The following is a 22,179-nucleotide window of genomic DNA, read 5'->3' as shown; positions in this document are numbered from 1 at the left end:
CGGATCATGAATTCAACGCAACTACTTGGTCGAGACAAAGAACGGGTGGGCGTTGAAGGGCCGCGCGGAAATCTTCGGCGGCCCCGCAACGAGCCAGATCGCTATTCCGGTAAAAACGGTGGCAAGAAGCGTCGGGAGGAGAATGGTCTTTGGCCGCGGCATCTGATCGATCTGCTCAGAAATATTTGAGATGCCCGAGGCAGGCCCGGCAATATTCGCGATAGATCAGGCGAAGAATGATGCTCATGGAACCAACTCCGTTGTTGATTACCCGGGAAGGATTGCAGCCTTGTGTTTCAGGCCCATTTCGTCCGCCGATGAATTCGATTTCAGGAAGCGGGAAATTGGTTTCCGTTCGTGTTTCCCGGGGAAACGCGCGGCCGGACGCGCCGGGACCGGACTGCCCGCCAGGGGAAATTGTCGCTGAAAAACAAGGGAAAAACGCCCTTCTGGCCGGCGAAAAACGCCCTACTGGCCGGCTACGGCTACCCGCCCCCTCGGACCTTCCGGCGGGTCGCGCGGGCGCGGAGGCTTTCAGGCCGTCGCGCAGGTCGTCGCGGACGGCGGATCGGAGCTGTTGTAACATCGCGCGTGGCGATCGGCCCGCTACCGGGAAATGAACGGCGGAAAAGCCCGGCGCAACATCAAAGGACAAGTGATGAGACTGATTGGAATGCTCGATTCCCCCTACGTGCGTCGTGTCGCGATTTCGCTGCAACTGATGGAGTTGCCGTTCTCGCACGAAGCGTTGTCGGTGTTCCGGAATTTCGAGGCGTTCTCGGCCATCAATCCCGTCGTCAAGGCGCCGACCTTTGTCACGGATGACGGCGTCGTGCTGATGGATTCCGCACTGATCCTCGAATATCTCGAACGCCTCGTTGCGTCCGGGCGCAGCCTCACGCCGAAAGAGAGGCCAGCGCTCGCCCGCGCGCAGCGGATCACAGGTCTTGCGCTCGCGGCCAGCGACAAGAGCGTGCAGATCGTCTACGAGCGAAACCTGCGCCCGCCGGAAAAACATCATCAGCCCTGGCTCGACCGCGTGCAGGGACAACTGGAGGCCGCCTACGGCCTGCTCGAGCAGGAGATCGCCGCCGCAAAACCGTGGTTGTTCGAAGATCGTCCGTTGCAGGCCGACATCACGAGCGCGGTGGCCTGGCGCTTCACGCAAATGGAGCTGCCCGGCCTGATTTCGGAAGCGCGCCATCCGTCGCTCGCGGCGCTTTCGGCGCGCGCGGAAAAACTGCCGGCCTTCCTGGCGTTCCCGCCGGTTTAGTCGTCGCTGAGGATTTCGTGGGTCAGGTTGTCGACCACGACGGGACAGTCGAAATACACAACTGACGGATCCGAATTGTACCTGTCGCGCATGACCGCGCGCCAGCTCTCGTCGAACGTCGCCTCGGCTTCAGCGCGGGAATTCCAGAGATAGACCCCGCCGATGGTCATGCCGTCTTGCGACAGATAGTAATACTTGCGAACGAGACCAGCGACGCCCTGATATCTGGGGGCCGTGCTCAGGAAATTGCGCCGCGCCTCTTCCCGCGTCATCGGCTGTGGCAATGGATACGTCGTGATGACGGCAATCATGATGACTCTCCCTGCACCAGGGCATCGACGAAGGTCGCAGCCGATTCCCTGAGCTGCTTGCGGCTATATCCGGCGCGCTCCATCACCGCCAATCCGCGCGTGAACGTCACGACCACGCGCGCCAGGCGGTGGGCCGCAGCCGCGGACCGTCCATCGGGCGCGGCAGTGATCGCCCTGGCAACAACCTGCTCGAGCTTGCCGAGCAGATCCTGCACGCGCTCGCGCACGGCCTCGCTTGAAATCCCGGCATTGAGCGCGGTGCGCGTGGTCAGGCAACCGCGCGGCGGCGAACCGCCCGTCATGTTCACAACGGCGCTGTCGAAGAATTTGGTCAGTCTCTCGGCGACATCGCCCTCCGCCAGCAGATTTTCGACCGACGCCAGGAAATCCGCCGCGTAGCGGTCGAAGGCGCGCAAGAAGATCGCTTCCTTGTCGCCATAGGCATTGTAAAGGCTGCCGCGCTGCACGCCGGTCGCTTCCGCGAGATCCTGCATCGTGGCGTCGTTGAGGCCCTTGCGCCAGAACACATCGAGCGCGAGCGCAATCACTTCCTGTTCGTCGAACTGACGCACGCCGACCATCTGGCTCAGCCTTGTCTTTTCAGCGGTCACTATTAGCATTCTTGACATCACTGTCAAGTTTGACATTATCGTCAAGAATGGAAGTTTGACCGACCGGGAGGCGTCATGACCTATCGTTTCGAGCCCAACCGCATCTACCGGATGCCGACGCATTTCGGACCGGCGCCAGGCCCACGCCAGATGCCCGACGGCATCGTGGGGGATTCGACGAAGTGCCCGCGCCGGCTTTCGGTGGCGGCGAGCTTCCTGACCGATGGCGCGCTGCTCGAACGGCATTTGCCGGAAGGCTTTGCGCTCGCCGGCGAACCCGTCGTCACGGTCGAAGCCCACCACATGACCGACATCGACTGGCTCGCCGGACGCGGCTACACCATGATCTGGGTGAGCTGGCCCGCGACCTTCACCGGGCGGCAGGATCGTGCGAGCGGACGCTTTCTCAGCGTCGTCTGGGAGAACCTCGCCGATCCCATCATCACGGGTCGGTGCGAAATCGGCCACCCCAAGCTTTACGCCGAGATACAGGAGCCGCGCTTTTCCGAAGGCGCGCAGATCTGCAATGCCGGCTGGATGGGCTTTCGATTTCTCGACATGCGTGTGTCGGATTTGCGCGATGAGCCGCCGCCGGCGAAGGCGTCCTCCGATGGAACGCTGATGCTCAAATACGTTCCGCGCACCGGCACGTGGGGCGAGAGCGAATTGCAGCAGGTCACGCTGTCGCCGCTGGCCGACCCGGACATGACGATCGAACGGCAGCAGACCGGTACAGGCCTCGTGCGCTTCCACAAGGCGACATGGTCCGATCTTCCGACCATGCACCACGTCGTCAACGCGCTGGCGGAACTGCCCGTCATCGAGATCCGCGGCGGAACGTTGACCGTCTCGCGCGCCGGCAAGACCTATCGGGATCAGCGCGTGCTGGTTTGAAAGCCCGGCAATCGCCGGCTACGTGATATCCGAATTGTCGAGCTTGAATTTCTTGCGCACGTAGTCTCTCAAATCAGAACCGACGTAATCGAAAATCCAGATCAGGATCTGGCCAAGTATGAAACCCAAGACAACTTGCAGCGGAACGACATAATGAATTTCGATGATTTCCTCGGGCGTGCGTGGCAAAGCCGTCTCGCGCGTGATGATCATCAAGACGGCAAGGCAAATGATGGCGATGGCGAACAAAATGACAGCAGCCTTGTTGGCGACCGGTGTTGAGACCAAGCGCCATGCCATGCAAAGGATCGCGATAAGCACGCCAATTCCGAAAAAAATTTCGCTGCGTACCAAGAGTGGCGCGCAATAGATTTCATTCACGGCCAGAATGTCGCAGAACCAATACCCTACGGCTGCGAAATAGCCGAACGCCGCCGCAGCAGCGGCTGCGAGCGCCTTATTGACATGCTCTGCAACGAACTCCCCGATTTTTTTCATTATCGAGGCGCTCCCGCCTGCCAGAACTCAACCGGATTCGAGGCAAAGACGCCATTGCTCGGGCCCACGGCCGGAATTGCCGCCAGGATGGACGGGCCGTTTGCGACGCTTACCGAGGCCTGGGTTTGCCACCGTGTAATCGTTGCATCCTTGCCCGCCTGCACGACGGGAATATCGTAGGTGCGCGATTCGCCCGGGCCAAGCTCGATTCCAGAGCGGGTAAAAGGCCCCTCCACTTTTGCGAGCTCGTCGTTTCTTGCGACGTTCCAGACAACACGGACCGGGATTTTCCCGACATTGCGCACGCCGTATCGAACCATGCCGTTCGGAAGTACCCGCGTTTCAAACTCGACCGCAACGCCGCGCGTCTCCTGGGCCACCAGCGTTCTACTGCCGCTGTCCGGATCGGTGGCGCCCGGCCTGCGCTCGAGTTGACCAAGGTCGTTCGCCGTCCAGCCGGATTCCGGCCCCCAGCTTTCAGCGTCTTTGGATTGTACCTTGGTCTGATATTGGATGGTGCCACTGATCGGCTTGCTTGGTGGAGCTTTCTCGTCCCATCTGTTGTCGGTGCAGGCAAACACACAGCCCTTTTCGTCACCCGCCTTGGTCCCCAAATATCTCAGACCCGCCGCCCGCCAAAATAACGGAAGCACGGTAGCGTCATCGACCTTGATGACCCGGTAATAGCAATATGACTGCCTGGCGATCGGACCAGGAGTATCCTTGCGAAAGACGTCGGAGTGCCAGGACATCAGCCCCTGAATCTCGCCGGGCCGGGGATCGCTCACGAGGGAGGTGCCACCAGCACAGGAAGAGGTTTTTGAGCAGAGTTGCTTCGCCTCGCATGACATCGAGTCCTGGGCGGCGGACGGATTGGCACCCGCCGAAGCAAGTAAAGCCGAAAGAAATACGATCGATCGAGCCTGCATCGCGGGCCTCTGGGTAGCGATCTCTGAAAGAGCTACCACACGTTGCCAGCCGGGAAAAGGGGTGGTCTCGCGAGGCCGCAAGACCTGTCGGGGTCAGCGCGTGCTCGCCTGAACGCTCGCCAGCTTGACGATGCGGAGCACGCCGACACGCTGCACCTGCTCGGAGTCCTATCGCTTCATTCGAAAAATTCACCTAGGCGACCTTGGTCGTTTCCTTGATCGACGACTTGTAGCGTTGCAAGGCAAACGCCTTGTCGCTGGAATCGATCAGCGATTCGAGGATGCGCGAAACAGTCTGGAAGTCTTCGCGGCTGAGCGGGCCGAACTCGACGTCGTTGATCTCGCGCTGATAGGGCGCGAGCTGGCGCAACAGCGCCTTGCCCTTTTCGGTGATCGCGAGCGAAATCCGCCGCCGGTCGACGCTGTCCTGGGTTTTCTCGACAAGCCCGAGCGTCTGCAACTTGCTGGTCACGGTGGTGACGAACGCGCCGCTCATATGCAGGTGATCGGCGATGGTCTTGACGTTGACGTCGCCATCAAGCCCGAGATGACCGATCGAGATCAGGATGGTGTATTCGACGCCGGCCAGCCCAATTTGGCGCGCATGGCCGTCACGGATCGTCTCGTGCCGCGCCATGAAGGCGAAGATGTTGTGCACGAGCTTGCGGAAATCGCGATCGGTGCCGTCGTTCAGAAGCTCCGGCCGGCTCACCGTCAGCGGCAGGCCGCCGCGCGCACCGCTCGCCTCAGTGCGGCGCGGCGTCTGACCTCGATCCGTCTTAGCTTTCTGGCGCGACACGGGCGTTCTCCGTTTTGCAGGTCTGGCCTGGTTCGCCAGATCCGGCGGGAATCAATCTCAAAAGCCTCACGCGATGGATCAGGTGACTACCGGCAGGTTGTCAATATCGTAAGCCAGCTGGAGCGTGCGGTTGTGCACGGGGTCTTCCAATTCCACTTCGAAGCGGCTTGCCGGGCGGATTCCGCCGATCGCGCCCAGCGTGCCGCAGAACATCATGGTGCCCGGCGACAACGCCGAGCCATAGCGCGCGATCAAGTCGGCCGGCGTGCGCATGTTGGCAAGCGTACCTTCCTGATAGATGACGCGGCGGCCGTCGATGGTGGCGAAAGCGCGCAGCTTCAATTGGTCCCAGTGAGCGACGACATCGTCGAGCAGCCAGAGCTCACGCCCCACGGGCTTGGCGCAGAGCTGCTTGGACAGTGCTATCCCCATCGTCTCGGCCTTGCGGTCGGTATGATCAGAACCGACCGTCAGCCACAGCTTGCCGCCATGCGCGACCACTACGGGTTCGGCCTCGCCCGACGTATCGGGCCCGAGCACCTGAATCCGCGTGGCCTGCGTGACGTTGAGCGCGCCGTTGCGGTAAAATACCGGCACCGAGGACGGCCGCGGCACACCGATCGCAGCGAGCTCCTCGATATGATGGCGCAGCGCCGCCTCGTCGCGACCGGTCCAGCCGGCGACAATCAGGTTGGCTACCTCATAGCCGATCCGCTGGGTGTCGCCCTGCCGGGGTGCGAGCTGGAATTCGAGCATGCCTTCTATACCTCACGAAAAACTTTGGAAAACTAGCTAATTTATGGAGTATATAGCCCATCCCTGCCCCGGAGACCAGTGCGGCGAATTTTGGAATCGGAGTTCTAGTATGGCGATCAACAAGGAACACAAGGAATTTCACGCCCTCGACATGTCGAGCGGCTGGGAAACGCCGACCGGCTATCCCGCCGGCATTCAGCAGAAGATTCTCTCGGGCGCGCTGGACGAGACCAACAAGCGCGGCTCGCGCTCGCGGCTGCTGCGCTTTGCGCCCGGCGTCTACACGACCAAGCCCTTCGTGCATGAATATTGGGAAGAAGTTTACCTGGTCTCGGGCGATCTGACCGTCGGCAACGATGAACAGGGCAAGGGCGGCGAGTCCTTTGCGCCGAACACCTATGCCTCGCGGCCGCCCGGCGCCTGGCACGGCCCGTTCAAGTCTGAAAAAGGCTGCCTGCTGTTCGAAATCCACTACTTCGATCCGGCTTGAGTTTTCGGGTACGGGATCTTGGTCATTGCCGGGCATAGCCGTTCGAAGAACGGTTATGCCCGCGCATGACGAGTGAGTTACGCCCGTAACCTCAATGCGCCGCGGCGGCAAAATCCTGCATCACGGACGATTTCGCCACGCGCGCTTTGCGCGTGGTCGCCGGCGTATTGCGGCTGCGGCCGACAAAACGCGGCACGCCCGCGGTCACCACTGCGCCAATCGCGGCGATGTCGCCATGCCTAATGGCATCGAGCGCTGTGCCTTGCGTGCCGCCATCGGGCGCATCGAGTAGCACGATGTCGGCGGCGTGACCTGTTTTGAGAAAACCACTGTCGAGCCGATAAACCCTGGCGTTATTGCCGCTCGCCGCACAAATCGCCTGCTCCGGCGTCATCGCGGTGAGGCTCGCCAGATGCGCCATGGTGTAGAGGATGCCGAGCGGCATGATGCCGCTGCCGGTCGGCGTGTCGGTTGCGATGATGAAGCGGTCGAAGGCGTCAAGTTCCAGCGCCAGCTTGCCGCACAACAAGGTGGTGCGCAGATTGCCCGCGGTACAGACCTGAAGCGCGATCTCGCTTTCACGGATCACGCGCTCGAAATCGCGATCGGGCATCGCGGTCGGCCCGCCATTGATATGGAACGAGACGTGCGGATGGATCTTCAAGAGATGATCGCCGGTGATCGCGCCGGAACCTGGAATCGATGAACCGCCGGTGTGACAGGTGGTGATGAGGCCCGCAGCCTTGGCGCCGGCCACCAGCGGCGCATAGTCATACGCCGTCTTCACCGCGCCGAAGCCGGCCTTGGCAAGACTTACGCTTTTTTTTGCGAGCTCGACGAAGTCTTCGTCTTTCAGGCCGGGCTCGAGAATGACCGAGCCTGCGATCACGCGCATGCCGCCGGGGCGATAATCCGCAAAGCAGCGTTGGGCTGCGACCGCGAGCGCCTTGACGCCTTCGACATCGCGCGGCCGGCCAGGCACATGCACCTCGGAGGCCGAGATCGAGGTGGTAACACCGCCATGCAGATAGCTTTCGAGATAACCGACCGTGCGCTGGCGCGGCGTGTAGTCGCCAAACGTGATGTGCACGTGGGAATCGATCAGGCCGGGAATCGCGGTCATGCCGCCGGCATCAATCACGACGTCGCAGGCCTCGACCGCGGCGGCGTTGGCCGTGCCGGCGCTGACGATCTTGCCGTCATGGGAAATGACGGTATCGCCCTGAACAAAGGGAGAGTGCCAGTCGCCGGAAACGATGGTCCCGAGATTGGTGATCGCGACTTTCATGCGCCGTCTCCTGATCGCTTCTCTTACCATCGTCATGGCCGGGCTTGACCCGGCCATCCACGTCTTTGGCGCCGCACGACTGTAAAGACGTGGATGCCCGGCACAAGGCCGGGCATGACGGCGTAGCTTAGTGCTTCAACCCATTCATCTCGTTTTCCAGACTATACGAAGCCATCAGGTTTTCGACCATCGAAGTGGCGTTGTTCCAGTCGAAGGTGCGGAAGCTATGCCCGGCGGTGACGAAACGCGCACCGGCATAGAACATTTCGTATTGCTGGTGGCGCGAACCGAATTCCGAACCGACGGCGTCCCAGCAGGCTTTCAGGAACTTGACCTTGTCCGCAGGTTCGAGATTCGCCGCGCGCTGCGTGGTCTGGATGATCTTGTTGATCATGGGATCGCCGAAATCCTTGATCGACGACGGCAGCATGATCAGGGCGCCGCCGGAAAGTTCGCGGATCGCGTTGACGAACTGCGGATAGAGATCCTGCGTCAGCACCTGCGCCGAATACATGAAGTGCTTGTTCGGCACCCAGTACTCGCCGGCCTTGGTGCCGCTCGCTTCCATGCCCGACAGCATCGCTTCGACCATGCTGGCTTGCGCTGCCATGTAGCCGAGCTTCTCGCTGACGGAAGGGATGTTGGTGGTACCGATCGCCTCGGTGAGCTTGCGGGCGAGACCTGCGAGAAAACGAATCTTCACCGAGAGGCGGATCTGCGCCTGGTAATTCTGGTACGAATGACCCCAGGTTTCGTGGAATTGCTGGCGGCACACGTCCGTGTCGCGATAGACGAACAGCCGGTCCCACGGGACCTTGACATCGTCGAAATAGACCAGCGCATCGTTCTCGTCGAAACGCGACGACAGCGGGTTGTCGAACACCGACACGGCGGAAGCCTCATAGGACTTGCGCGACAGCACGCGAATGCCCTTGGCGCTCATCGGCAGCGCGCACGAGAAGGCGAGGTCTTCCTCGCCCTGCTTCAGCGGCTGCAAATTGGCGACCAGTATTTCGTTGGCCATGATCGAGGACGTGCCGAGCATCTTGGCGCCGCGGATGGTGATGCCGGTGGAATCCTCATCGACGATGCGCGCGACGAGATCTGATACCTGATCGCCCCAGTTCTTGGCGCGTTCGGCCTGCGGGTTGATGATCACGTAAGTGAGGAATAGGTCGCTCTTGGTGGCGTAGTCGACGTAATCTTCCAGCGCCTTGGCGCGCTGCGGCCCGTGCTTGCGGAAGACCTCGATGCCCATGCGCTGACCGATCAAGGCGGACGCCACGTGATCCGGCGAACGGCCCATGAAACCGTAATGCACGCGCGACCAGGCCTGCAGCGCCCTGCGGCGCGTCACCATCTCCTCATAGCTCTTCGGCATCTGCCAGGCGCGGTTGACCCGGCGGTTCGAGCCTTCGGGCATGAAGGTCATCATCTCGATGTTTTCAGGCCTGGCCTGATAATCGTAAAGCGCGGCCGAGGACTGGATCGCGTTCTTGAACGCGGGATGCGTGGTGACATCCTCGACCAGCGCGCCATCGATGTAGACCGTGCGCCCATCGCGCAACGAGGCGATGTGCTCGGCACCTGTCTTTGCAACCGTCATGTTCCGCTCCACCTGATGCTTTATTCTTTGGATCGCCGCCGGCGCACCGGCAAAATACTAGGTAAGCCCGTCCTGGCCCTTGATCTCCGCCGCCGACAGGCCGCCGACGCGCTGGTTCGGCCGGCTGCGCGTCGCATAGACCGCGATGATCGCAATTTCGTTCGGCTGCGGCGCGTCCGGCAGCGTCAACGTCATGCCATCGTAGTGCGAGCGCACGTAGAGCGCATCCTTGTGCGCCAGCGGAATATCGATCGCAGCGCCCGGCGCGGCGCGCTTGGTCATCGAGGAAATCCAGGCCTTGCCGCCGCCGATCGCCTCACGCATCACGTTGCCGAATACCGTGGTCAGCATGGCGTTGCCATGTTCCTGCTCGCCATTGATGCCGATGACCGCGGCCTTGCCGTAGCTGACTGCCTGATCCGGCGCCAGCAGGCGCACAGCGATTGCGCAGATCTCGCGTCCGATCGCTTCGCTCGCCCGCGTCAATGGCGACAGGTCCTGCACGAAACGGCCGGCGAAGGGATTATCGACGATCGCAACCGCGGCGGCCTTGCGCAGCGGCGGCACAGTGTCGCGGCCATCAGCCACCCGCGTCTCGTCGAGAAACGTCAACACACGCTTGATTTTGATGGTGTCGGCGCCGGTTTCAGCCATCGTTTGTCCTCCCTCGTCCCCAACTGTCTTCGATAATTACATAACTAACGAAGCTTTTCAAGCTCGCTTTCTGGTGCTAGCTTCCCGCAAGTAAGGCCTGAGGGGAAGCTGCTTGGGTGATCTCCTCTAGGCGGTCGGTGGCATCGCGAATGGGAGATTCCGCAATGACGTCCGGATTGATCAGAGTGCTTTTTGCCGCGGGGCTCACGGCGGCGCTGTCGGGAGCGATCGCAAGCGCTCCGGCCTACGCGGCAGACGAGGTCGTGCTCGGCGCCATCGTGCCGTCGAGCGGCCCGTTCGCCGAATGGGGCCGCACCAACACCGCGACGCTGCAAATGCTGGAGAAGCAGGTCAACGACGCCGGCGGTATCAACGGCGCGAAACTCCGCATCGTGATCCTCGACGACGCGACCAAGCCGGCGCAAGCCACCAACAATCTTCGCAAGCTTGCCGGCGACGATCATGTGCTCGCGGTCGCAGGCCCCCTCACCTCGAGCGCGGCGGAAGTCACCTTCCCGGTCGCCAACGAAATGAAAGTGGTGTCGACCTCACAGGCCTCCTCGAAACCCGGCGTCGCCAAGCTCAACCGTCCCTGGGCGTTCCGCAACACCATCGACGAAGGCGTGCTCGGCCGTACCACGGTGCCGTATTACAAGGAGGCCTTCAGCATCAAGACTGTCGCGATCATCTTCGACGCCAAGGACGCGACGGCGGCGACCGTCGGCAGCAAGATCATGCCCGGCCTGATGAAGGACAACGGCATCGAGGTGCTGAACGCCAACGATCCGCTCTCCTTCAACACCGGCGATCTCGACGTCAGCGCGCAAGTCACCAAGATCAAGGCGCTCAATCCGGATGGCGTCGTCGTCAGTGCCGACTACAGCCAGGCCGTCACCGTGATCCGCGAGATGAAGCGCCAGGGCGTCATCAAGCCGGTGGTCGGCTCGACGCAGCTGATTTCGTCGGCGATCCTGAAAGCCGCGCCGGAAATTCCGATCGTGGCGCCGGCGACGTTCTACGCCAGCATGGCCGGCGACAAGCCTGAGAAGTTCGTCAAGGAATTGACGCCGGTGCTGCGCAAGATCTCGGGCCTGCCGGCCGAGATCGAGCCGTCGATGTACGACGCCAATATTTACGAGATCGCCAGCATCTATATCGAGGCGGTCAAAAAGGCCGGCGTCACCGGCAAGCCGGACGACCTGGAGGCCGACCGCACCAGGATCCGCGATTACATGGCGAAGCTCTCAGGCTTTGCCGGACTCGGCGGACCGATCGCGTTCAACGAAGACGGCGACGCCATCAAGGCCTTCTATATCGTGCAGGGCCAGAACGGCACCTGGCAATCCAAGGTGCGCGGTTGCAGCGCGCCGGACGGCAAGCAGGGGTGTTGAGCTCCGTAAAGACCGTCATGGCCGGGCTCGTCCCGGCCATCCACGTCTTTCTTTTCTGAAACTTCGGAAGACGATGCCCGGCACAAGGCCGGCCACGACGGAACAAAAAAACAAAAGACACAATCCAACGACATCTCTCCTTCAGGGGACTCCAAGACGTGCTGATCCAGCAACTCGTGAACGGTTTGACGTTAGGGGCGGTCTACACGCTGATCGCGCTGTCCTTCTCGCTGGTGATGGGCATTCTCGGCGTCCTCAACCTCGCGATCGCCGAACTCTTCATGCTCGGCGGCTATTTCGGCTTCGCGGTGGTGATGGCGCAACTGCCGCTGCCGCTTGCGCTGATCGCGGGCATGGCAGGCGCGGCGCTGGTGGCCGCGATCGTCGAGCGCATCGGGTATCAGCCGTTTCGCACCGCCTCCGTGGTGACGCCGATGCTCTCCACACTCGGTTTCTCCATCATCTTGCAAAACGTCGCGACCAACGTCTGGGGCTCCGACCCGCTGCAACTCACCGACGAAGTCTTGAGCGGCCGCTTCAACATCGGCCCGGTCAGCGTCAGCGCGATCCAGCTCACGGTGCTCGGCGTGACGGTGCTGCTGGTGGCGCTGCTCGCCTTTCTGGTTCAGCGCACGTCGATCGGCCGCGCGCTGCGGGCGGTCGCTGAAAATCGCGACGTCGCGCGGCTGCTCGGCGTTCCCGCCGGCCGCGTCACGCTGATTGCCTTCATGCTGTCCGGCGCGCTGGCCGGCGCGGCCGGTGTTCTCATCGGCGTGCATTATGCGGCGATCACGCCCTATATCGGCGTCGAGATCGGGCTGAAGGCGATTGCGGTGATGGTGGTCGGCGGCACCACGCGCATCTGGGGCGCGCTGATCGCCGGTCCCTTGATGGGCGTGGTCGAAGTGATGACGGTTGCATACGGTGGTTCGCAGATCCGCGACTTCGTGGTCTACGGCTTCATGATCCTGATCCTGCTATTGCGTCCGCAAGGGTTGCTCGGCGGCGGCCGCAGCGATCAGGGCCAGAGGGTCTGACCATGTCGATGTATTACGCCGGGCTGCTCTCCGACATCGGCATTCTCCTTTTGGGCGCGCTGAGCGTCTACATCATCCTCGCCACTGGACAATTGTCGCTCGGCAATGCCGGCTTCATGGGGATCGGCGCCTATCTCACCTCATGGCTGACGGTCGAGGTTGGCTTGCCGGTCACCGCGGCGCTGATCGTCGCGGCACTGGTGTCAGGCCTGATCGGCATTGCCGTCGGTTTTCCGGCGCTGCGCCTCAAAGGCATTTATCTGGCGATGGCCACGCTCGGCTTCGGCGAGATGGTGCGGAGTTTTTTCCAGAATTTTACGGCGATGGGCGGCTCCGGCGGCTTTCATGGGATGCACCATGTCTCCACCGGCTATATCTGGACCTGGGCGCTTGTCATCCTGGCCGTGATCATGCTGATCGAGGCCTCCCCGATCTGGCTTGAGATCCGTGCGGTGCGCGACGACGAGACCGCGGCCGGCCTCGTCGGCCTCAACCCGACCGAGATCAAGGTTGGCGCCTTCGGCTGTGGTGCTGCGGTCGCGGCGATTGCCGGCGGTCTCTTTGCCCACCATCATGTCTATATCGAGCCCGGCAATTTCTCGTTCGAGCGTTCGATCGATTTCGTGCTCGCGGTCATTCTCGGCGGCTCGACGGTCGCGCCGGGTGCGCTCGCCGGCGCGGTGATGCTCGTCATCCTGCCCGAATATCTTCGTTTCCTGGCCGACTGGCGCTTTGCCGCCTTCGGCGCGCTGTTGATCGGCATGCTGTTGGTGCGCCGCCAGGGCCTGCTTGACCGCGCGCTGTTCCGTTTGGTTTTGCCGAGGTCGCAGGCATGACCCTGATCACGCCGCCTCGCCTGAAACTCGATCGCGTCACGAAAACATTCGGCGGCGTGTATGCGTTGACGGAGCTGTCGCTGGAGGTGGCGCCCAGGCAGATCGTCGGCCTGATCGGGCCGAACGGCGCCGGCAAGACCACGACCTTCAACGTCATCACCGGCGCCTATCGCGCCACTTCCGGCACGGTGTTGCTCGACGCTCACGCGGTGACGTCCGAGCCGTCGCACCGAATCGCCCGCGCCGGGATCATGCGCACCTTCCAGAACATCCGTCTGTTCTCCGACATGACGGTCTGGGAGCATCTGTTGGTGGCGCAGCCGCACACGGGCCCGTTTGCGCGACGCCTGTTGCCGATGCGCTTCTCCAATCCGCACGTGATCGAGCGCGCCGAAGAGGTGCTGGAATTCTTCGGACTCGGCGATGTCCGCAACCGCCTGGCGCGCTCGCTGCCTTACGGTTTGCAGCGCAAGGTCGAGATGGCGCGCGCGGTCACCGCGCGGCCTAAACTGCTGCTGCTCGACGAGCCCGTAGCCGGCATGAACCACGACGAGGCCGAGACCATCCGCACGCTGATGCTGCGGCTGCGCGAAGAGGGCTTGAGTATTCTGTTGATCGAGCACGACATGGCCTTCGTGATGAACCTCTGCGACCAGCTTTATGTGCTCGACTTCGGCGTGCTGATCGCGCAAGGGCGGCCAGACGAAATCAGGACGAACCCGGCGGTGCTCGACGCCTATCTTGGGCAGGCCGCGTGATGCCAGGCGGCGTGATGCTCAGGGTCAGCGATCTCGTCGTTCGTTATGGCGCCATCCAGGCGGTGCGCGGCATCGCGCTCGACATCGCGCAAGGCGAGATCGTCGCGCTGATCGGCGCCAACGGCGCCGGCAAGACCACCGTGGCGCGCGCCATCGTTGGCCTCCTGCCCTATCGCGGCGAGGTCGCTTTTGAAGGCGAGGTTCTCAAGCCCAACAGCGCCGAGCGCAATCTGCGCCGCGGCGTCGCGCTGGTGCCCGAGGGACGCGGCATCCTCGGCACCATGACCGTGCAGGATAATCTGCTGATGGGCCTCTATACGCGCCGCGACAGAGCGCAAGCGGCGAAAGACCTCGCTGCGCTGCTCGAGCGCTTTTCAATTCTGGCGGAGCGGCGCAATCTGCTGGCAAGCCTGATGAGCGGCGGCGAACAGCAGATGCTCGCCATCGCGCGGGCGCTTTTGTCGAAGCCGAAATTATTGCTGCTCGACGAGCCGTCGCTGGGGCTCGCGCCGAAAATGACCGACGCCGTGTTTGCAATGATCCAGGACCTGCGGCGCGAGGGGCTGACCGTGTTGCTGGTCGAACAAAAGGCGCGCCAGACGCTCAAGATCGCCGACCGCGCCTATCTGATGGAGACCGGCCGCGTCATCACGTCGGGCCCGGCCAGCGAATTGATCGACGATCCCGTGGTGTCCGAGACTTTTTTGGGCGGGCGCGCCGCACCCGTCACCAGCACTCATGCCGGATAAAATCTACCGCTCCAGTGAAGCTTCGGTTACGGTGAAACCGAGCCACGCAGGAGACCCGTCATCATGTCCGCTTTTTTCAGCGCGCAAGCCGCGGTCGCGGCCTTGTTCTGTAGTTCTCTGGTGTCGGCGCTCATGACCTCGACTTCTGGCGCGCGCGCCGCGGAATTGAAAGTCCTGAGCACGGTGGCGCTGACGCCCGCGCTCGACGAGCTCAAGCCGAAGTTCGAGAGCAACGGCAACCACCTGACGATCGTCTACAGCACCATCGCGGAGCTGAAGAAAAAGATCGACGGCGGCGAGACCGGCGATGTGATCATCCTGTCGCGCCCGGTCCTCGACGATCTCGCGACCCAGGCTAAAGTCAGTCAAGGCAGCATCGTCAATGTCGGGGCGTCCTATGTCGCCGTCGGCGTTCGCGCCGGCGCACCTGTTCCCGATATCTCGACGGCAGAAAAGCTGAAAGCGGTGCTGCTCGCCGTCAAGTCGATCTCCTACGCCGACCCCGCGAGGGGCGGCGCCAGCGGCGTCTATTTTGCCAAGGTGCTCGATCGTCTCGGCATCACTGAAGAGATGAAGGCCAAGACCACGCTGGTGCCGAATGCGCAAGCCGGCGAACTCGTCGCCAGGGGCGAAGTCGAAATGGGCGTGGCGCAGGCGTCCGAAATCGCGGCGGTGCCGGGCACCGTCGTTGTCGGTCCCCTGCCCGGCGATCTCAACAGCAGAATGATCTTTGCTGTCGGCATCGGATCGACAAGTCAGAATCCCGAAGCCGCCAAGGCGCTGATCGAACTTCTCGCCAGTCCGGCCGGCGCGGCGTCGCTCAAGGCCAAGGGCATGGATCCGCCCTAACCATTAACCAACGCCGTTCACGCCGCGGCGATGAATCTGCCACGTTGACCGGCTCGCCAAACCGCCGCACCATGGATGCCTGTTCCATGGGTGCCGCGTTGACCGTGCTTTCGAACCGCCAGACCGAGATCTTGAACATCGCGCGCACGCAAGGCCGCGTGATGGTGGAAGATCTGGTGCGGCGTTTTGAGGTTTCGGCGCAGACCATCCGCAAGGACCTCAACGATCTCTGCGACCACCACGCGCTGACGCGCATTCACGGCGGCGCCATCATCGCCTCCGGCGTCGAGAATCTCGCTTACGAAGCGCGCCGCTTCGTCGCGGCCGAAGAAAAAAAGGCGATCGGCGCCGCCGCTGCCGCCCTCATTCCGAATGGCTGCTCGCTCTTCATCAACATCGGCACCACCACGGAAGAAGTCGCAAGCGCGCTGACCTCGCATGAGGATCTTCTGGTCATCACCAACAACCTCAACGTCGCGATGCAGCTCTATCGGTATCCGCGCATCGAGGTCATCGTGGCCGGTGGCGCGGTGCGCCGTGCCGACGGCGCGGTGATCGGATCGACCGCGACCAGCCTGATCGGACAGTTCAAGGTCGACTACGCCATCATCGGCGCGTCCGCGATCGACCAGGACGGCGCGCTGCTCGACTTTGACTATCGCGAGGTGCAGGCGGCGCAGGCGATCATTTCCAACGCGCGCAGCGTGATGCTGGTCGCCGATTCCACCAAATTCAGGCGTAGCGCGCCGGTGCGGATCGCCGACATCACGCAGATCAACACCTTCGTGACGGATGTCGCGCTGCCGGCCGGGCTTGCGGAAGTCTGCCGGACCCACGGCATCGAGGTGATCGAGGCATTGCCGGAATCGGTCGAGGCGGACGAGACCGACGCCGAGCCACGCTCTTCCGTAGGCTGAGTTCCGAAATCCGCCGGGAAAACCGGCCCTGCCGAGTTGCTTTCGCATTTACTTGTGATTTAATCCAAAACGAAAGTGAAATCGCCAATAAGGCGAGTGCTGGGGAAGCGCCTTGGATCGGATTTTCGACCTCTTGATCGTCGGAGGCGGCGTCAACGGCTGCGGTATCGCGCGCGACGCGGCGGGTCGGGGCAATTCAGTTTTTCTTTGTGAAATGAATGACTTGGCGAGCGGGACATCGTCCTGGTCGACCAAGCTCGTGCATGGCGGACTGCGCTATCTCGAATATTACGAGTTTCGTTTGGTGCGCGAGGCGCTGATCGAGCGGGAAATCCTCTGGGGAATCGCGCCCCACATCATCCGGCCGCTTCGTTTCGTGCTGCCGCATCATGACGGGCTCCGCCCCGCCTGGCTGCTGCGGCTCGGGCTCTTTCTTTATGACCACATCGGCGGCCGGCACCGGCTGCCGCCGACGCGCTCGGTCGATCTCACCCGCGACGAGGTCGGCAAGTCGCTGGTATCAAACCGCTACCATAAAGGCTTCGAATATTCGGATTGCTTTGTCGACGATGCGCGACTCGTCGTGCTCACCGCGCGCGATGCGGCCAACCGTGGCGCCGAGATTCGCACCCGCAGCCGCGCCGCCGGGATTCGACAAGTCGACGGCATCTGGGAAGTCACGCTGGAGAACATCTCAAACGGCGAACGCTCGACCGTTCGTGCGCGCGTGCTCGTCAATGCCGGCGGCCCGTGGGTCGAGCAGGTGCTGGCGGCCGGATCGGGCGTCAATGCGCGGGCGAAAGTGCGGCTGGTGCAGGGATCGCACATCGTGGTGCGCAAGCTCTACGACCACGATCGCGCCTACATGTTCCAGAACAGCGACGGCCGCATCGTCTTCGTCATTCCCTATCAGGACGACTTCACGCTGATCGGCACCACCGATCAGGATTATCACGGCGATCCCGCCAAGGTGAAAGCCACACCCCAAGAGATCGAATATCTCTGCGCCTCCGTCAGCGAATATCTGGCCAAGCCCGTGAAACCCACGGATGTGGTGTGGACCTATGCCGGTGTTCGCCCGCTCTACGATGACGGCGCCAGCGAAGCCAAGGCCGCGACCCGCGAATATGTGTTCGAGCTCGATTTGCCCGGTGGCGCGCCGCTGCTCTCGATCTATGGCGGCAAGATCACGACGCATCGACGGTTGGCGGAAGAGGCGCTGGAGAAACTCGAGCCCTATCTCAAAGGCACCAAGGCGCAGGAAGGATGGACCGGCCACGCGCCCTTGCCCGGCGGCGACCTCGATGTTTCGGCGATCCCCGCACTGACAGCGGAATTGATCCGCGACTATCCGTTCCTCAGCTCCTTCCACGCCAACCGGCTGGCGCACGCCTATGGCACGCGCGCCGTCAGGATATTGGGCCATGCGAAGTCGATGAACGACCTCGGCCAGTTGTTCGGCGCGAGCCTGACGGAGGCCGAAGTCAAATACCTGATCGCGGAAGAATGGGCCTGCACCACCGAAGACATCGTATGGCGGCGATCCAAACTCGGCCTGCGGCTGACGCCGCAGGAAACCGCCGCCCTTGACGTCTGGATCTCCGCGCAACACGCGACGCCCAAGAGCCACCTCGCCGAGACTGGAGGACGGGCATGAGCGTCGAGCTCGTCAATATCTCGCGTCTGGTCGATGGCGTCACGACCATCCGCGACGTCAGCCTGAAACTCGAGCGCGGCACGCTGAGTGTTTTGCTGGGACCGACGCTGTCGGGCAAGACCTCGATCATGCGCCTGCTCGCCGGCCTCGATAAACCCTCGTCTGGCCGCGTGCTGGTCGACGGCAAGGACGTCACCGGCGCCGACGTAAGACAACGTTCCGTCGCAATGGTCTATCAGCAATTCATCAACTACCCCTCGCTGACGGTCTACGAGAACATCGCTTCGCCGCTGCGCGTGCAGGGCAAGCCGCGCGCCGAGATCGACAGCCGCGTACGAGAGGCCGCCAAACTCCTGAAGCTCGAGCCGTATCTGGATCGCACACCGTTGCAGCTCTCCGGCGGCCAGCAACAACGCACGGCGATTGCCCGCGCACTGGTCAAGGGCGCCGACCTCGTGTTGCTCGATGAGCCGCTCGCCAACCTCGACTACAAGCTGCGCGAGGAGCTGCGCACGGAATTGCCGCGCATCTTCGAGGCATCCGGTGCGATCTTCGTCTATGCGACCACCGAGCCGTCGGAAGCACTATTGCTCGGCGGCCGCACCGTGTGCATGTGGGAAGGTCAAGTGTTGCAGGCAGGCGAGACGCCGCTGGTCTATCGCCGCCCCGATACGTTACGTGTCGCGCAGGTGTTTTCCGATCCGCCGCTTAATGTTGTAGGCATCGAGAAGAAAAACGGCTCCGTGCAATATGCCGGCGGCATCGCCGCGCCCGCCGCCGGACTTTACGCTGGCCTCAACGACGGCGACTACCGCGTCGGCTTCCGCGCGCATCAGCTGGAGATCGCCAACGGCATTCCCGGCCGCCACGCCTTCCATGCCACGGTGACGGTGACGGAAATCACCGGCTCCGAAAGTTTTGTGCATCTGGAGCGCGACGCGTCGAACTGGGTCGCAGTGCTGCCGGGCGTGCATGAATATCAGCCCGGCGACGTGCTCGACGCCGTGCTCGATCCGGACAATATTTTTGTGTTCGATGCGGCCGGTCGTCTGGTCGCGGCGCCTGGCGCGAGGTGATCCAGCATGGCGCGCATTGACCTCGTCGACCTCGCGCATTCCTACGGCGGCAACGACGCGCCTGAAGAGTCCTTTGCGCTCAAGCCGGTCACCATGACATGGCGGCGCGGCGGCGCCTATGCGCTGCTCGGGCCTTCCGGCTGCGGCAAGACCACGCTTCTCAACCTGATCTCCGGCATCGTCACGCCCTCGCGCGGCAAGATCCTGTTTGATGGTGTCGATGTCACCACCCAGACCACGCAAACGCGCAACATCGCGCAGGTGTTCCAGTTTCCGGTGATCTACGACACCATGACGGTCGGGCAGAATCTCGCATTTCCCTTGAAGAACCGCGGCATGCCCAGGCCCGAGATCGACGCGCGCGTCGCCGAGATCGCCGGCCTGCTCGATCTCACGCCTTATTTGTCGCGAAAGGCCCAGCGCCTCACCGCCGACGCCAAGCAGAAGATCTCGCTCGGCCGGGGCCTCGTTCGTTCCGACGTCGCCGCGGTGCTGTTCGACGAGCCGCTCACCGTGATCGATCCCGAACTGAAATGGCAATTGCGCTCGAAACTGCGGGCGCTGCACCGCGACCTCGACCTGACCATGATCTACGTGACGCACGACCAGACCGAGGCGCTGACCTTTGCCGATACGGTCGTGGTGATGCATGACGGCCGCGTGGTGCAAAGCGGCACGCCGGCTGAACTGTTCGACCGCCCGGCGCATACATTCGTCGGCTATTTCATCGGCTCGCCCGGCATGAACATCGTGCCCGCCCAGGTAAGCGGTCGCGAGGCTACCATCAGCGGACATGCGATCGCGCTGAATAGGAGTTACGACCGCTTGCCGGCGGGCGCCAGGATCGAGGTTGGCGTGCGGCCGGAGTTCGTCGAGATCGCAAGCCCGGCGTCCAATCTGCTTGCCGCCAACATCGAACGCATCGACGATCTCGGCCGCGTTCGTTTTGCCCATGTCCGTGTCGGCGATACCAGATTTTCCGCGAAGGTCCCGCCGGGATTCTCGGTGTCCGGCAACAACGCCGGCCTCGTCTTCGATCCGTCGCGCGTCCACGTCTACGCCGACAGTCTTCTGGTCGAGGGTGAGGCCTGATGGACAAGACCATCAACCAGAAAGCATGGCTGTTGGTGCTGCCGGTGTTCCTGGTGGTCGCCTTCTCCGCGATCCTCCCGCTGATGACGGTCGTGAACTATTCGATGCAGGATACGTTCGGCAACAATCAGTTCTTCTGGAACGGCGTCGGCTGGTTCAAGGAACTGCTCGATCCTTCCAGCGATCTCGGCTCGCGTTTCTTTGCCTCGCTCTGGCGCAACCTGTTCTTCTCGGCCGTGATCCTCTTAATCGAAGTGCCGCTCGGCATTGTCGTCGCGCTGTCGATGCCCCGGCAAGGCTGGAGCGTCGCCGCCTGCCTCGTCATCATGGCTTTGCCGCTGCTGATCCCGTGGAACGTGGTCGGCACCATCTGGCAGATCTTCGGGCGTCCTGATATTGGCTTGCTCGGCTTTACGCTCAATCATATCGGCATCAACTACAACTACGTCTCCAACGAATTCGACGCCTGGGCCACCGTCATCGTGATGGACGTCTGGCACTGGACCAGCCTCGTGGCGCTGTTGTGCTACGCCGGACTGAAATCGATTCCGGACGCCTATTATCAGGCCGCCCAGATCGACGGCGCGTCGCGATGGGCGGTGTTCACCGCCATCCAGTTGCCGAAAATGAAGCGCGTGCTCCTGATCGCCGTGCTGCTGCGTTTCATGGACAGTTTCATGATCTACACCGAGCCGTTCGTCGTCACCGGCGGCGGGCCGGGCAATTCGACCACCTTCATTTCGATCGAACTGGTCAAGATCGCGCTCGGCCAATTCGACCTCGGCAAGGCCGCCGCGCTGTCGCTGGTCTATAACCTGATCATCATCATCGTGTGCTGGGTGTTCTACACCGTGATGACCAATGCCGGCGTCGAGCGTCGAGCTGCGAAGGGAGCGGCGTGATGCATTCGATCCCCGGCCGCCGCCTGATCCTGTCGCTGTTCCTGGTGTTCCTGCTGCTGCCGATCTACTGGCTCGTCAATATGAGCCTGAAGACCAATGGCGAGATCGTCTCGACCATGAACCTATGGCCGCACCAGCCGACGCTCGAAAATTATATCCGCATCTTCACCGACGAGAGCTGGTATACCGGCTACATCAATTCGCTGAAATATGTCGTCATCAACACCGTGATCTCGATCGCGGTGGCGCTGCCCGCGGCCTACGCATTCTCGCGCTATCGTTTCCTCGGCGACAAGCATCTGTTCTTCTGGCTGCTGTCGAACCGCATGGCCCCGGCCGCGGTCTACGCGCTGCCGTTCTTCAACCTGTACTCGGCGATCGGCCTGTTCGATACGCCGTGGGCAGTGGCGCTCGCGCACTGTATCTTCAATGTGCCGCTGGCGGTGTGGATCCTCGAGGGCTTCGTCTCCGGCGTGCCGCGCGAGATCGACGAGACTGCGTTCCTCGATGGTTATTCCTTCCCCCGGTTCTTCGTGAAGATCCTGATGCCGCTGATCGCGAGCGGCATCGGCGTCGCCGCCTTCTTTTGCTTCATGTTCTCGTGGGTCGAGTTGCTGCTGGCGCGCACACTGACCTCCGTCGACGCCAAGCCGATCTCGGCCGTGATGACCCGAACCGTCTCGGCCGCCGGCATGGATTGGGGCCTGCTCGCCGCGGCGGGCGTGTTGACCATCATCCCCGGCGCACTCGTGATCTGGTTTGTCCGCAACTATATCGCGCGCGGTTTCGCGCTCGGCAGGGTGTAA

Annotated in this window: 26 protein-coding genes; 15 read left to right on the top strand and 11 right to left on the bottom strand. The window is 62.4% G+C overall.

Features of this window, described 5'->3' with window-relative positions; genetic code table 11:
- Positions 1-21: 21 nt before the first annotated feature.
- Both BUA38_RS36985 and BUA38_RS36980 read right to left on the bottom strand, forming a co-directional pair.
- A complete protein-coding gene (locus BUA38_RS36985) occupies positions 22-162 on the bottom strand; it encodes a hypothetical protein (RefSeq protein ID WP_156898664.1) in 141 nt (46 codons plus the stop codon).
- A gap of 13 nt (positions 163-175) precedes the next feature.
- On the bottom strand, positions 176-655 hold the full coding sequence (locus BUA38_RS36980) for a hypothetical protein (protein WP_156898663.1): 480 nt from the start codon (positions 653-655) through the stop codon (positions 176-178).
- Between the two features lie 3 nt (positions 656-658).
- Between BUA38_RS36980 and BUA38_RS22850 the strand changes: the two genes are divergently transcribed.
- On the top strand, positions 659-1,273 hold the full coding sequence (locus BUA38_RS22850; RefSeq protein ID WP_072826343.1) for a glutathione S-transferase: 615 nt from the start codon (positions 659-661) through the stop codon (positions 1,271-1,273).
- Here BUA38_RS22850 and BUA38_RS22845 read toward each other — a convergent pair.
- Together BUA38_RS22845 and BUA38_RS22840 are read right to left on the bottom strand one after the other, a co-directional pair.
- Positions 1,270-1,584 carry a monooxygenase gene (locus tag BUA38_RS22845; RefSeq protein ID WP_072821413.1) on the bottom strand — a complete coding sequence of 105 codons (315 nt, stop codon included), beginning with the start codon at positions 1,582-1,584 and terminating at the stop codon, positions 1,270-1,272. The two genes, BUA38_RS22850 and BUA38_RS22845, sit on opposite strands and share 4 nt — an antisense overlap.
- Positions 1,581-2,195, bottom strand: a complete 615-nt coding sequence (locus tag BUA38_RS22840) for a TetR/AcrR family transcriptional regulator (RefSeq protein ID WP_172806075.1) — start codon at positions 2,193-2,195, stop codon at positions 1,581-1,583. Before BUA38_RS22840 ends, BUA38_RS22845 begins: the two co-directional genes overlap by 4 nt.
- Positions 2,196-2,270: 75 nt before the next feature.
- Between BUA38_RS22840 and BUA38_RS22835 the strand changes: the two genes are divergently transcribed.
- On the top strand, positions 2,271-3,089 hold the full coding sequence (locus tag BUA38_RS22835) for an acetoacetate decarboxylase family protein (RefSeq protein ID WP_072821411.1): 819 nt from the start codon (positions 2,271-2,273) through the stop codon (positions 3,087-3,089).
- An 18-nt stretch (positions 3,090-3,107) separates the two neighbouring features.
- Here BUA38_RS22835 and BUA38_RS22830 read toward each other — a convergent pair whose 3' ends face one another.
- From BUA38_RS22830 to BUA38_RS22815, 4 genes are all read right to left on the bottom strand, one after another.
- Entirely contained in the window at positions 3,108-3,587 is a 480-nt protein-coding gene (locus tag BUA38_RS22830) for a hypothetical protein (protein WP_072821409.1), read from the bottom strand.
- Positions 3,587-4,516, bottom strand: coding sequence for a hypothetical protein (locus BUA38_RS22825; protein ID WP_072821407.1), 930 nt, complete (start codon positions 4,514-4,516; stop codon positions 3,587-3,589). The genes BUA38_RS22830 and BUA38_RS22825 overlap by 1 nt, the downstream gene beginning before the upstream one ends.
- A gap of 193 nt (positions 4,517-4,709) precedes the next feature.
- Positions 4,710-5,315, bottom strand: coding sequence for a MarR family winged helix-turn-helix transcriptional regulator (locus tag BUA38_RS22820; RefSeq protein ID WP_083587709.1), 606 nt, complete (start codon positions 5,313-5,315; stop codon positions 4,710-4,712).
- A 78-nt stretch (positions 5,316-5,393) separates the two neighbouring features.
- Complete coding sequence (locus tag BUA38_RS22815; RefSeq protein ID WP_072821405.1) at positions 5,394-6,071, bottom strand: DUF2848 domain-containing protein; 678 nt, start codon at positions 6,069-6,071, stop codon at positions 5,394-5,396.
- Between the two features lie 109 nt (positions 6,072-6,180).
- Between BUA38_RS22815 and BUA38_RS22810 the strand changes: the two genes are divergently transcribed.
- The gene (locus tag BUA38_RS22810; RefSeq protein ID WP_072821403.1) at positions 6,181-6,561 is read left to right on the top strand and encodes a cupin domain-containing protein; all 381 of its coding nucleotides are present in this window, start codon (positions 6,181-6,183) and stop codon (positions 6,559-6,561) included.
- A gap of 91 nt (positions 6,562-6,652) precedes the next feature.
- Here the strand turns inward: BUA38_RS22810 and BUA38_RS22805 are convergent, their stop codons facing one another.
- The 3 genes from BUA38_RS22805 to BUA38_RS22795 form a co-directional block, all read right to left on the bottom strand.
- Positions 6,653-7,849 (bottom strand): amidohydrolase family protein, encoded by a 1,197-nt coding sequence (locus BUA38_RS22805; protein WP_083587708.1) that lies wholly within the window; start codon positions 7,847-7,849, stop codon positions 6,653-6,655.
- A 127-nt stretch (positions 7,850-7,976) separates the two neighbouring features.
- Positions 7,977-9,455 carry a 4-hydroxyphenylacetate 3-hydroxylase family protein gene (locus tag BUA38_RS22800; RefSeq protein WP_072821401.1) on the bottom strand — a complete coding sequence of 493 codons (1,479 nt, stop codon included), beginning with the start codon at positions 9,453-9,455 and terminating at the stop codon, positions 7,977-7,979.
- A gap of 57 nt (positions 9,456-9,512) precedes the next feature.
- Positions 9,513-10,109, bottom strand: coding sequence for an amino acid synthesis family protein (locus BUA38_RS22795; protein ID WP_072821399.1), 597 nt, complete (start codon positions 10,107-10,109; stop codon positions 9,513-9,515).
- A gap of 164 nt (positions 10,110-10,273) precedes the next feature.
- On the opposite strand from BUA38_RS22795, the gene BUA38_RS22790 reads away from it, so the two are divergent.
- The 12 genes from BUA38_RS22790 (at position 10,274) to BUA38_RS22735 (ending at position 22,179) form a co-directional block, all read left to right on the top strand.
- Positions 10,274-11,500 (top strand): ABC transporter substrate-binding protein, encoded by a 1,227-nt coding sequence (locus BUA38_RS22790; RefSeq protein ID WP_072821397.1) that lies wholly within the window; start codon positions 10,274-10,276, stop codon positions 11,498-11,500.
- A gap of 158 nt (positions 11,501-11,658) precedes the next feature.
- Entirely contained in the window at positions 11,659-12,537 is an 879-nt protein-coding gene (locus BUA38_RS22785) for a branched-chain amino acid ABC transporter permease (protein ID WP_072821395.1), read from the top strand.
- 2 nt (positions 12,538-12,539) lie between these two features.
- Positions 12,540-13,373 (top strand): branched-chain amino acid ABC transporter permease, encoded by an 834-nt coding sequence (locus tag BUA38_RS22780; RefSeq protein WP_072821393.1) that lies wholly within the window; start codon positions 12,540-12,542, stop codon positions 13,371-13,373.
- The gene (locus BUA38_RS22775) at positions 13,370-14,131 is read left to right on the top strand and encodes an ABC transporter ATP-binding protein (RefSeq protein WP_072821391.1); all 762 of its coding nucleotides are present in this window, start codon (positions 13,370-13,372) and stop codon (positions 14,129-14,131) included. Before BUA38_RS22780 ends, BUA38_RS22775 begins: the two co-directional genes overlap by 4 nt.
- A gap of 14 nt (positions 14,132-14,145) precedes the next feature.
- Positions 14,146-14,880 carry an ABC transporter ATP-binding protein gene (locus BUA38_RS22770; protein WP_156898662.1) on the top strand — a complete coding sequence of 245 codons (735 nt, stop codon included), beginning with the start codon at positions 14,146-14,148 and terminating at the stop codon, positions 14,878-14,880.
- A 63-nt stretch (positions 14,881-14,943) separates the two neighbouring features.
- Positions 14,944-15,729 (top strand): molybdate ABC transporter substrate-binding protein, encoded by a 786-nt coding sequence (locus tag BUA38_RS22765; RefSeq protein ID WP_072821389.1) that lies wholly within the window; start codon positions 14,944-14,946, stop codon positions 15,727-15,729.
- A 98-nt stretch (positions 15,730-15,827) separates the two neighbouring features.
- On the top strand, positions 15,828-16,646 hold the full coding sequence (locus BUA38_RS22760) for a DeoR/GlpR family DNA-binding transcription regulator (protein WP_072826338.1): 819 nt from the start codon (positions 15,828-15,830) through the stop codon (positions 16,644-16,646).
- A 112-nt stretch (positions 16,647-16,758) separates the two neighbouring features.
- Positions 16,759-18,303 (top strand): glycerol-3-phosphate dehydrogenase, encoded by a 1,545-nt coding sequence (gene glpD / locus BUA38_RS22755; protein WP_072821388.1) that lies wholly within the window; start codon positions 16,759-16,761, stop codon positions 18,301-18,303.
- Entirely contained in the window at positions 18,300-19,379 is a 1,080-nt protein-coding gene (locus BUA38_RS22750; RefSeq protein ID WP_072821386.1) for an ABC transporter ATP-binding protein, read from the top strand. Before glpD ends, BUA38_RS22750 begins: the two co-directional genes overlap by 4 nt.
- Positions 19,380-19,385: 6 nt before the next feature.
- Entirely contained in the window at positions 19,386-20,471 is a 1,086-nt protein-coding gene (locus BUA38_RS22745) for an ABC transporter ATP-binding protein (protein ID WP_072821384.1), read from the top strand.
- A complete protein-coding gene (locus tag BUA38_RS22740; protein ID WP_072821382.1) occupies positions 20,471-21,373 on the top strand; it encodes a carbohydrate ABC transporter permease in 903 nt (300 codons plus the stop codon). The genes BUA38_RS22745 and BUA38_RS22740 overlap by 1 nt, the downstream gene beginning before the upstream one ends.
- Positions 21,373-22,179, top strand: a complete 807-nt coding sequence (locus tag BUA38_RS22735; protein WP_072826337.1) for a carbohydrate ABC transporter permease — start codon at positions 21,373-21,375, stop codon at positions 22,177-22,179. Before BUA38_RS22740 ends, BUA38_RS22735 begins: the two co-directional genes overlap by 1 nt.

This window comes from Bradyrhizobium erythrophlei, from assembly GCF_900142985.1.
Classification (GTDB): domain Bacteria; phylum Pseudomonadota; class Alphaproteobacteria; order Rhizobiales; family Xanthobacteraceae; genus Bradyrhizobium; species Bradyrhizobium erythrophlei_B.
The sequence above is the reverse complement of the archived record's forward strand: the minus strand, read 5'-3'. Positions and strand labels throughout refer to the sequence as shown.

Coding starts and splice junctions, on each gene's coding strand:
- BUA38_RS36985 (WP_156898664.1), bottom strand. CDS start 162: ATGCCGCGGCCAAAGACCATTCTCCTCCCGACGCTTCTTGCCACCGTT.
- BUA38_RS22850 (WP_072826343.1), top strand. CDS start 659: ATGAGACTGATTGGAATGCTCGATTCCCCCTACGTGCGTCGTGTCGCG.
- BUA38_RS22845 (WP_072821413.1), bottom strand. CDS start 1,584: ATGATTGCCGTCATCACGACGTATCCATTGCCACAGCCGATGACGCGG.
- BUA38_RS22835 (WP_072821411.1), top strand. CDS start 2,271: ATGACCTATCGTTTCGAGCCCAACCGCATCTACCGGATGCCGACGCAT.
- BUA38_RS22830 (WP_072821409.1), bottom strand. CDS start 3,587: ATGAAAAAAATCGGGGAGTTCGTTGCAGAGCATGTCAATAAGGCGCTC.
- BUA38_RS22825 (WP_072821407.1), bottom strand. CDS start 4,516: ATGCAGGCTCGATCGATCGTATTTCTTTCGGCTTTACTTGCTTCGGCG.
- BUA38_RS22815 (WP_072821405.1), bottom strand. CDS start 6,071: ATGCTCGAATTCCAGCTCGCACCCCGGCAGGGCGACACCCAGCGGATC.
- BUA38_RS22810 (WP_072821403.1), top strand. CDS start 6,181: ATGGCGATCAACAAGGAACACAAGGAATTTCACGCCCTCGACATGTCG.
- BUA38_RS22805 (WP_083587708.1), bottom strand. CDS start 7,849: ATGAAAGTCGCGATCACCAATCTCGGGACCATCGTTTCCGGCGACTGG.
- BUA38_RS22800 (WP_072821401.1), bottom strand. CDS start 9,455: ATGACGGTTGCAAAGACAGGTGCCGAGCACATCGCCTCGTTGCGCGAT.
- BUA38_RS22795 (WP_072821399.1), bottom strand. CDS start 10,109: ATGGCTGAAACCGGCGCCGACACCATCAAAATCAAGCGTGTGTTGACG.
- BUA38_RS22790 (WP_072821397.1), top strand. CDS start 10,274: ATGACGTCCGGATTGATCAGAGTGCTTTTTGCCGCGGGGCTCACGGCG.
- BUA38_RS22780 (WP_072821393.1), top strand. CDS start 12,540: ATGTCGATGTATTACGCCGGGCTGCTCTCCGACATCGGCATTCTCCTT.
- BUA38_RS22775 (WP_072821391.1), top strand. CDS start 13,370: ATGACCCTGATCACGCCGCCTCGCCTGAAACTCGATCGCGTCACGAAA.
- BUA38_RS22770 (WP_156898662.1), top strand. CDS start 14,146: ATGCTCAGGGTCAGCGATCTCGTCGTTCGTTATGGCGCCATCCAGGCG.
- BUA38_RS22765 (WP_072821389.1), top strand. CDS start 14,944: ATGTCCGCTTTTTTCAGCGCGCAAGCCGCGGTCGCGGCCTTGTTCTGT.
- BUA38_RS22750 (WP_072821386.1), top strand. CDS start 18,300: ATGAGCGTCGAGCTCGTCAATATCTCGCGTCTGGTCGATGGCGTCACG.
- BUA38_RS22745 (WP_072821384.1), top strand. CDS start 19,386: ATGGCGCGCATTGACCTCGTCGACCTCGCGCATTCCTACGGCGGCAAC.
- BUA38_RS22740 (WP_072821382.1), top strand. CDS start 20,471: ATGGACAAGACCATCAACCAGAAAGCATGGCTGTTGGTGCTGCCGGTG.
- BUA38_RS22735 (WP_072826337.1), top strand. CDS start 21,373: ATGCATTCGATCCCCGGCCGCCGCCTGATCCTGTCGCTGTTCCTGGTG.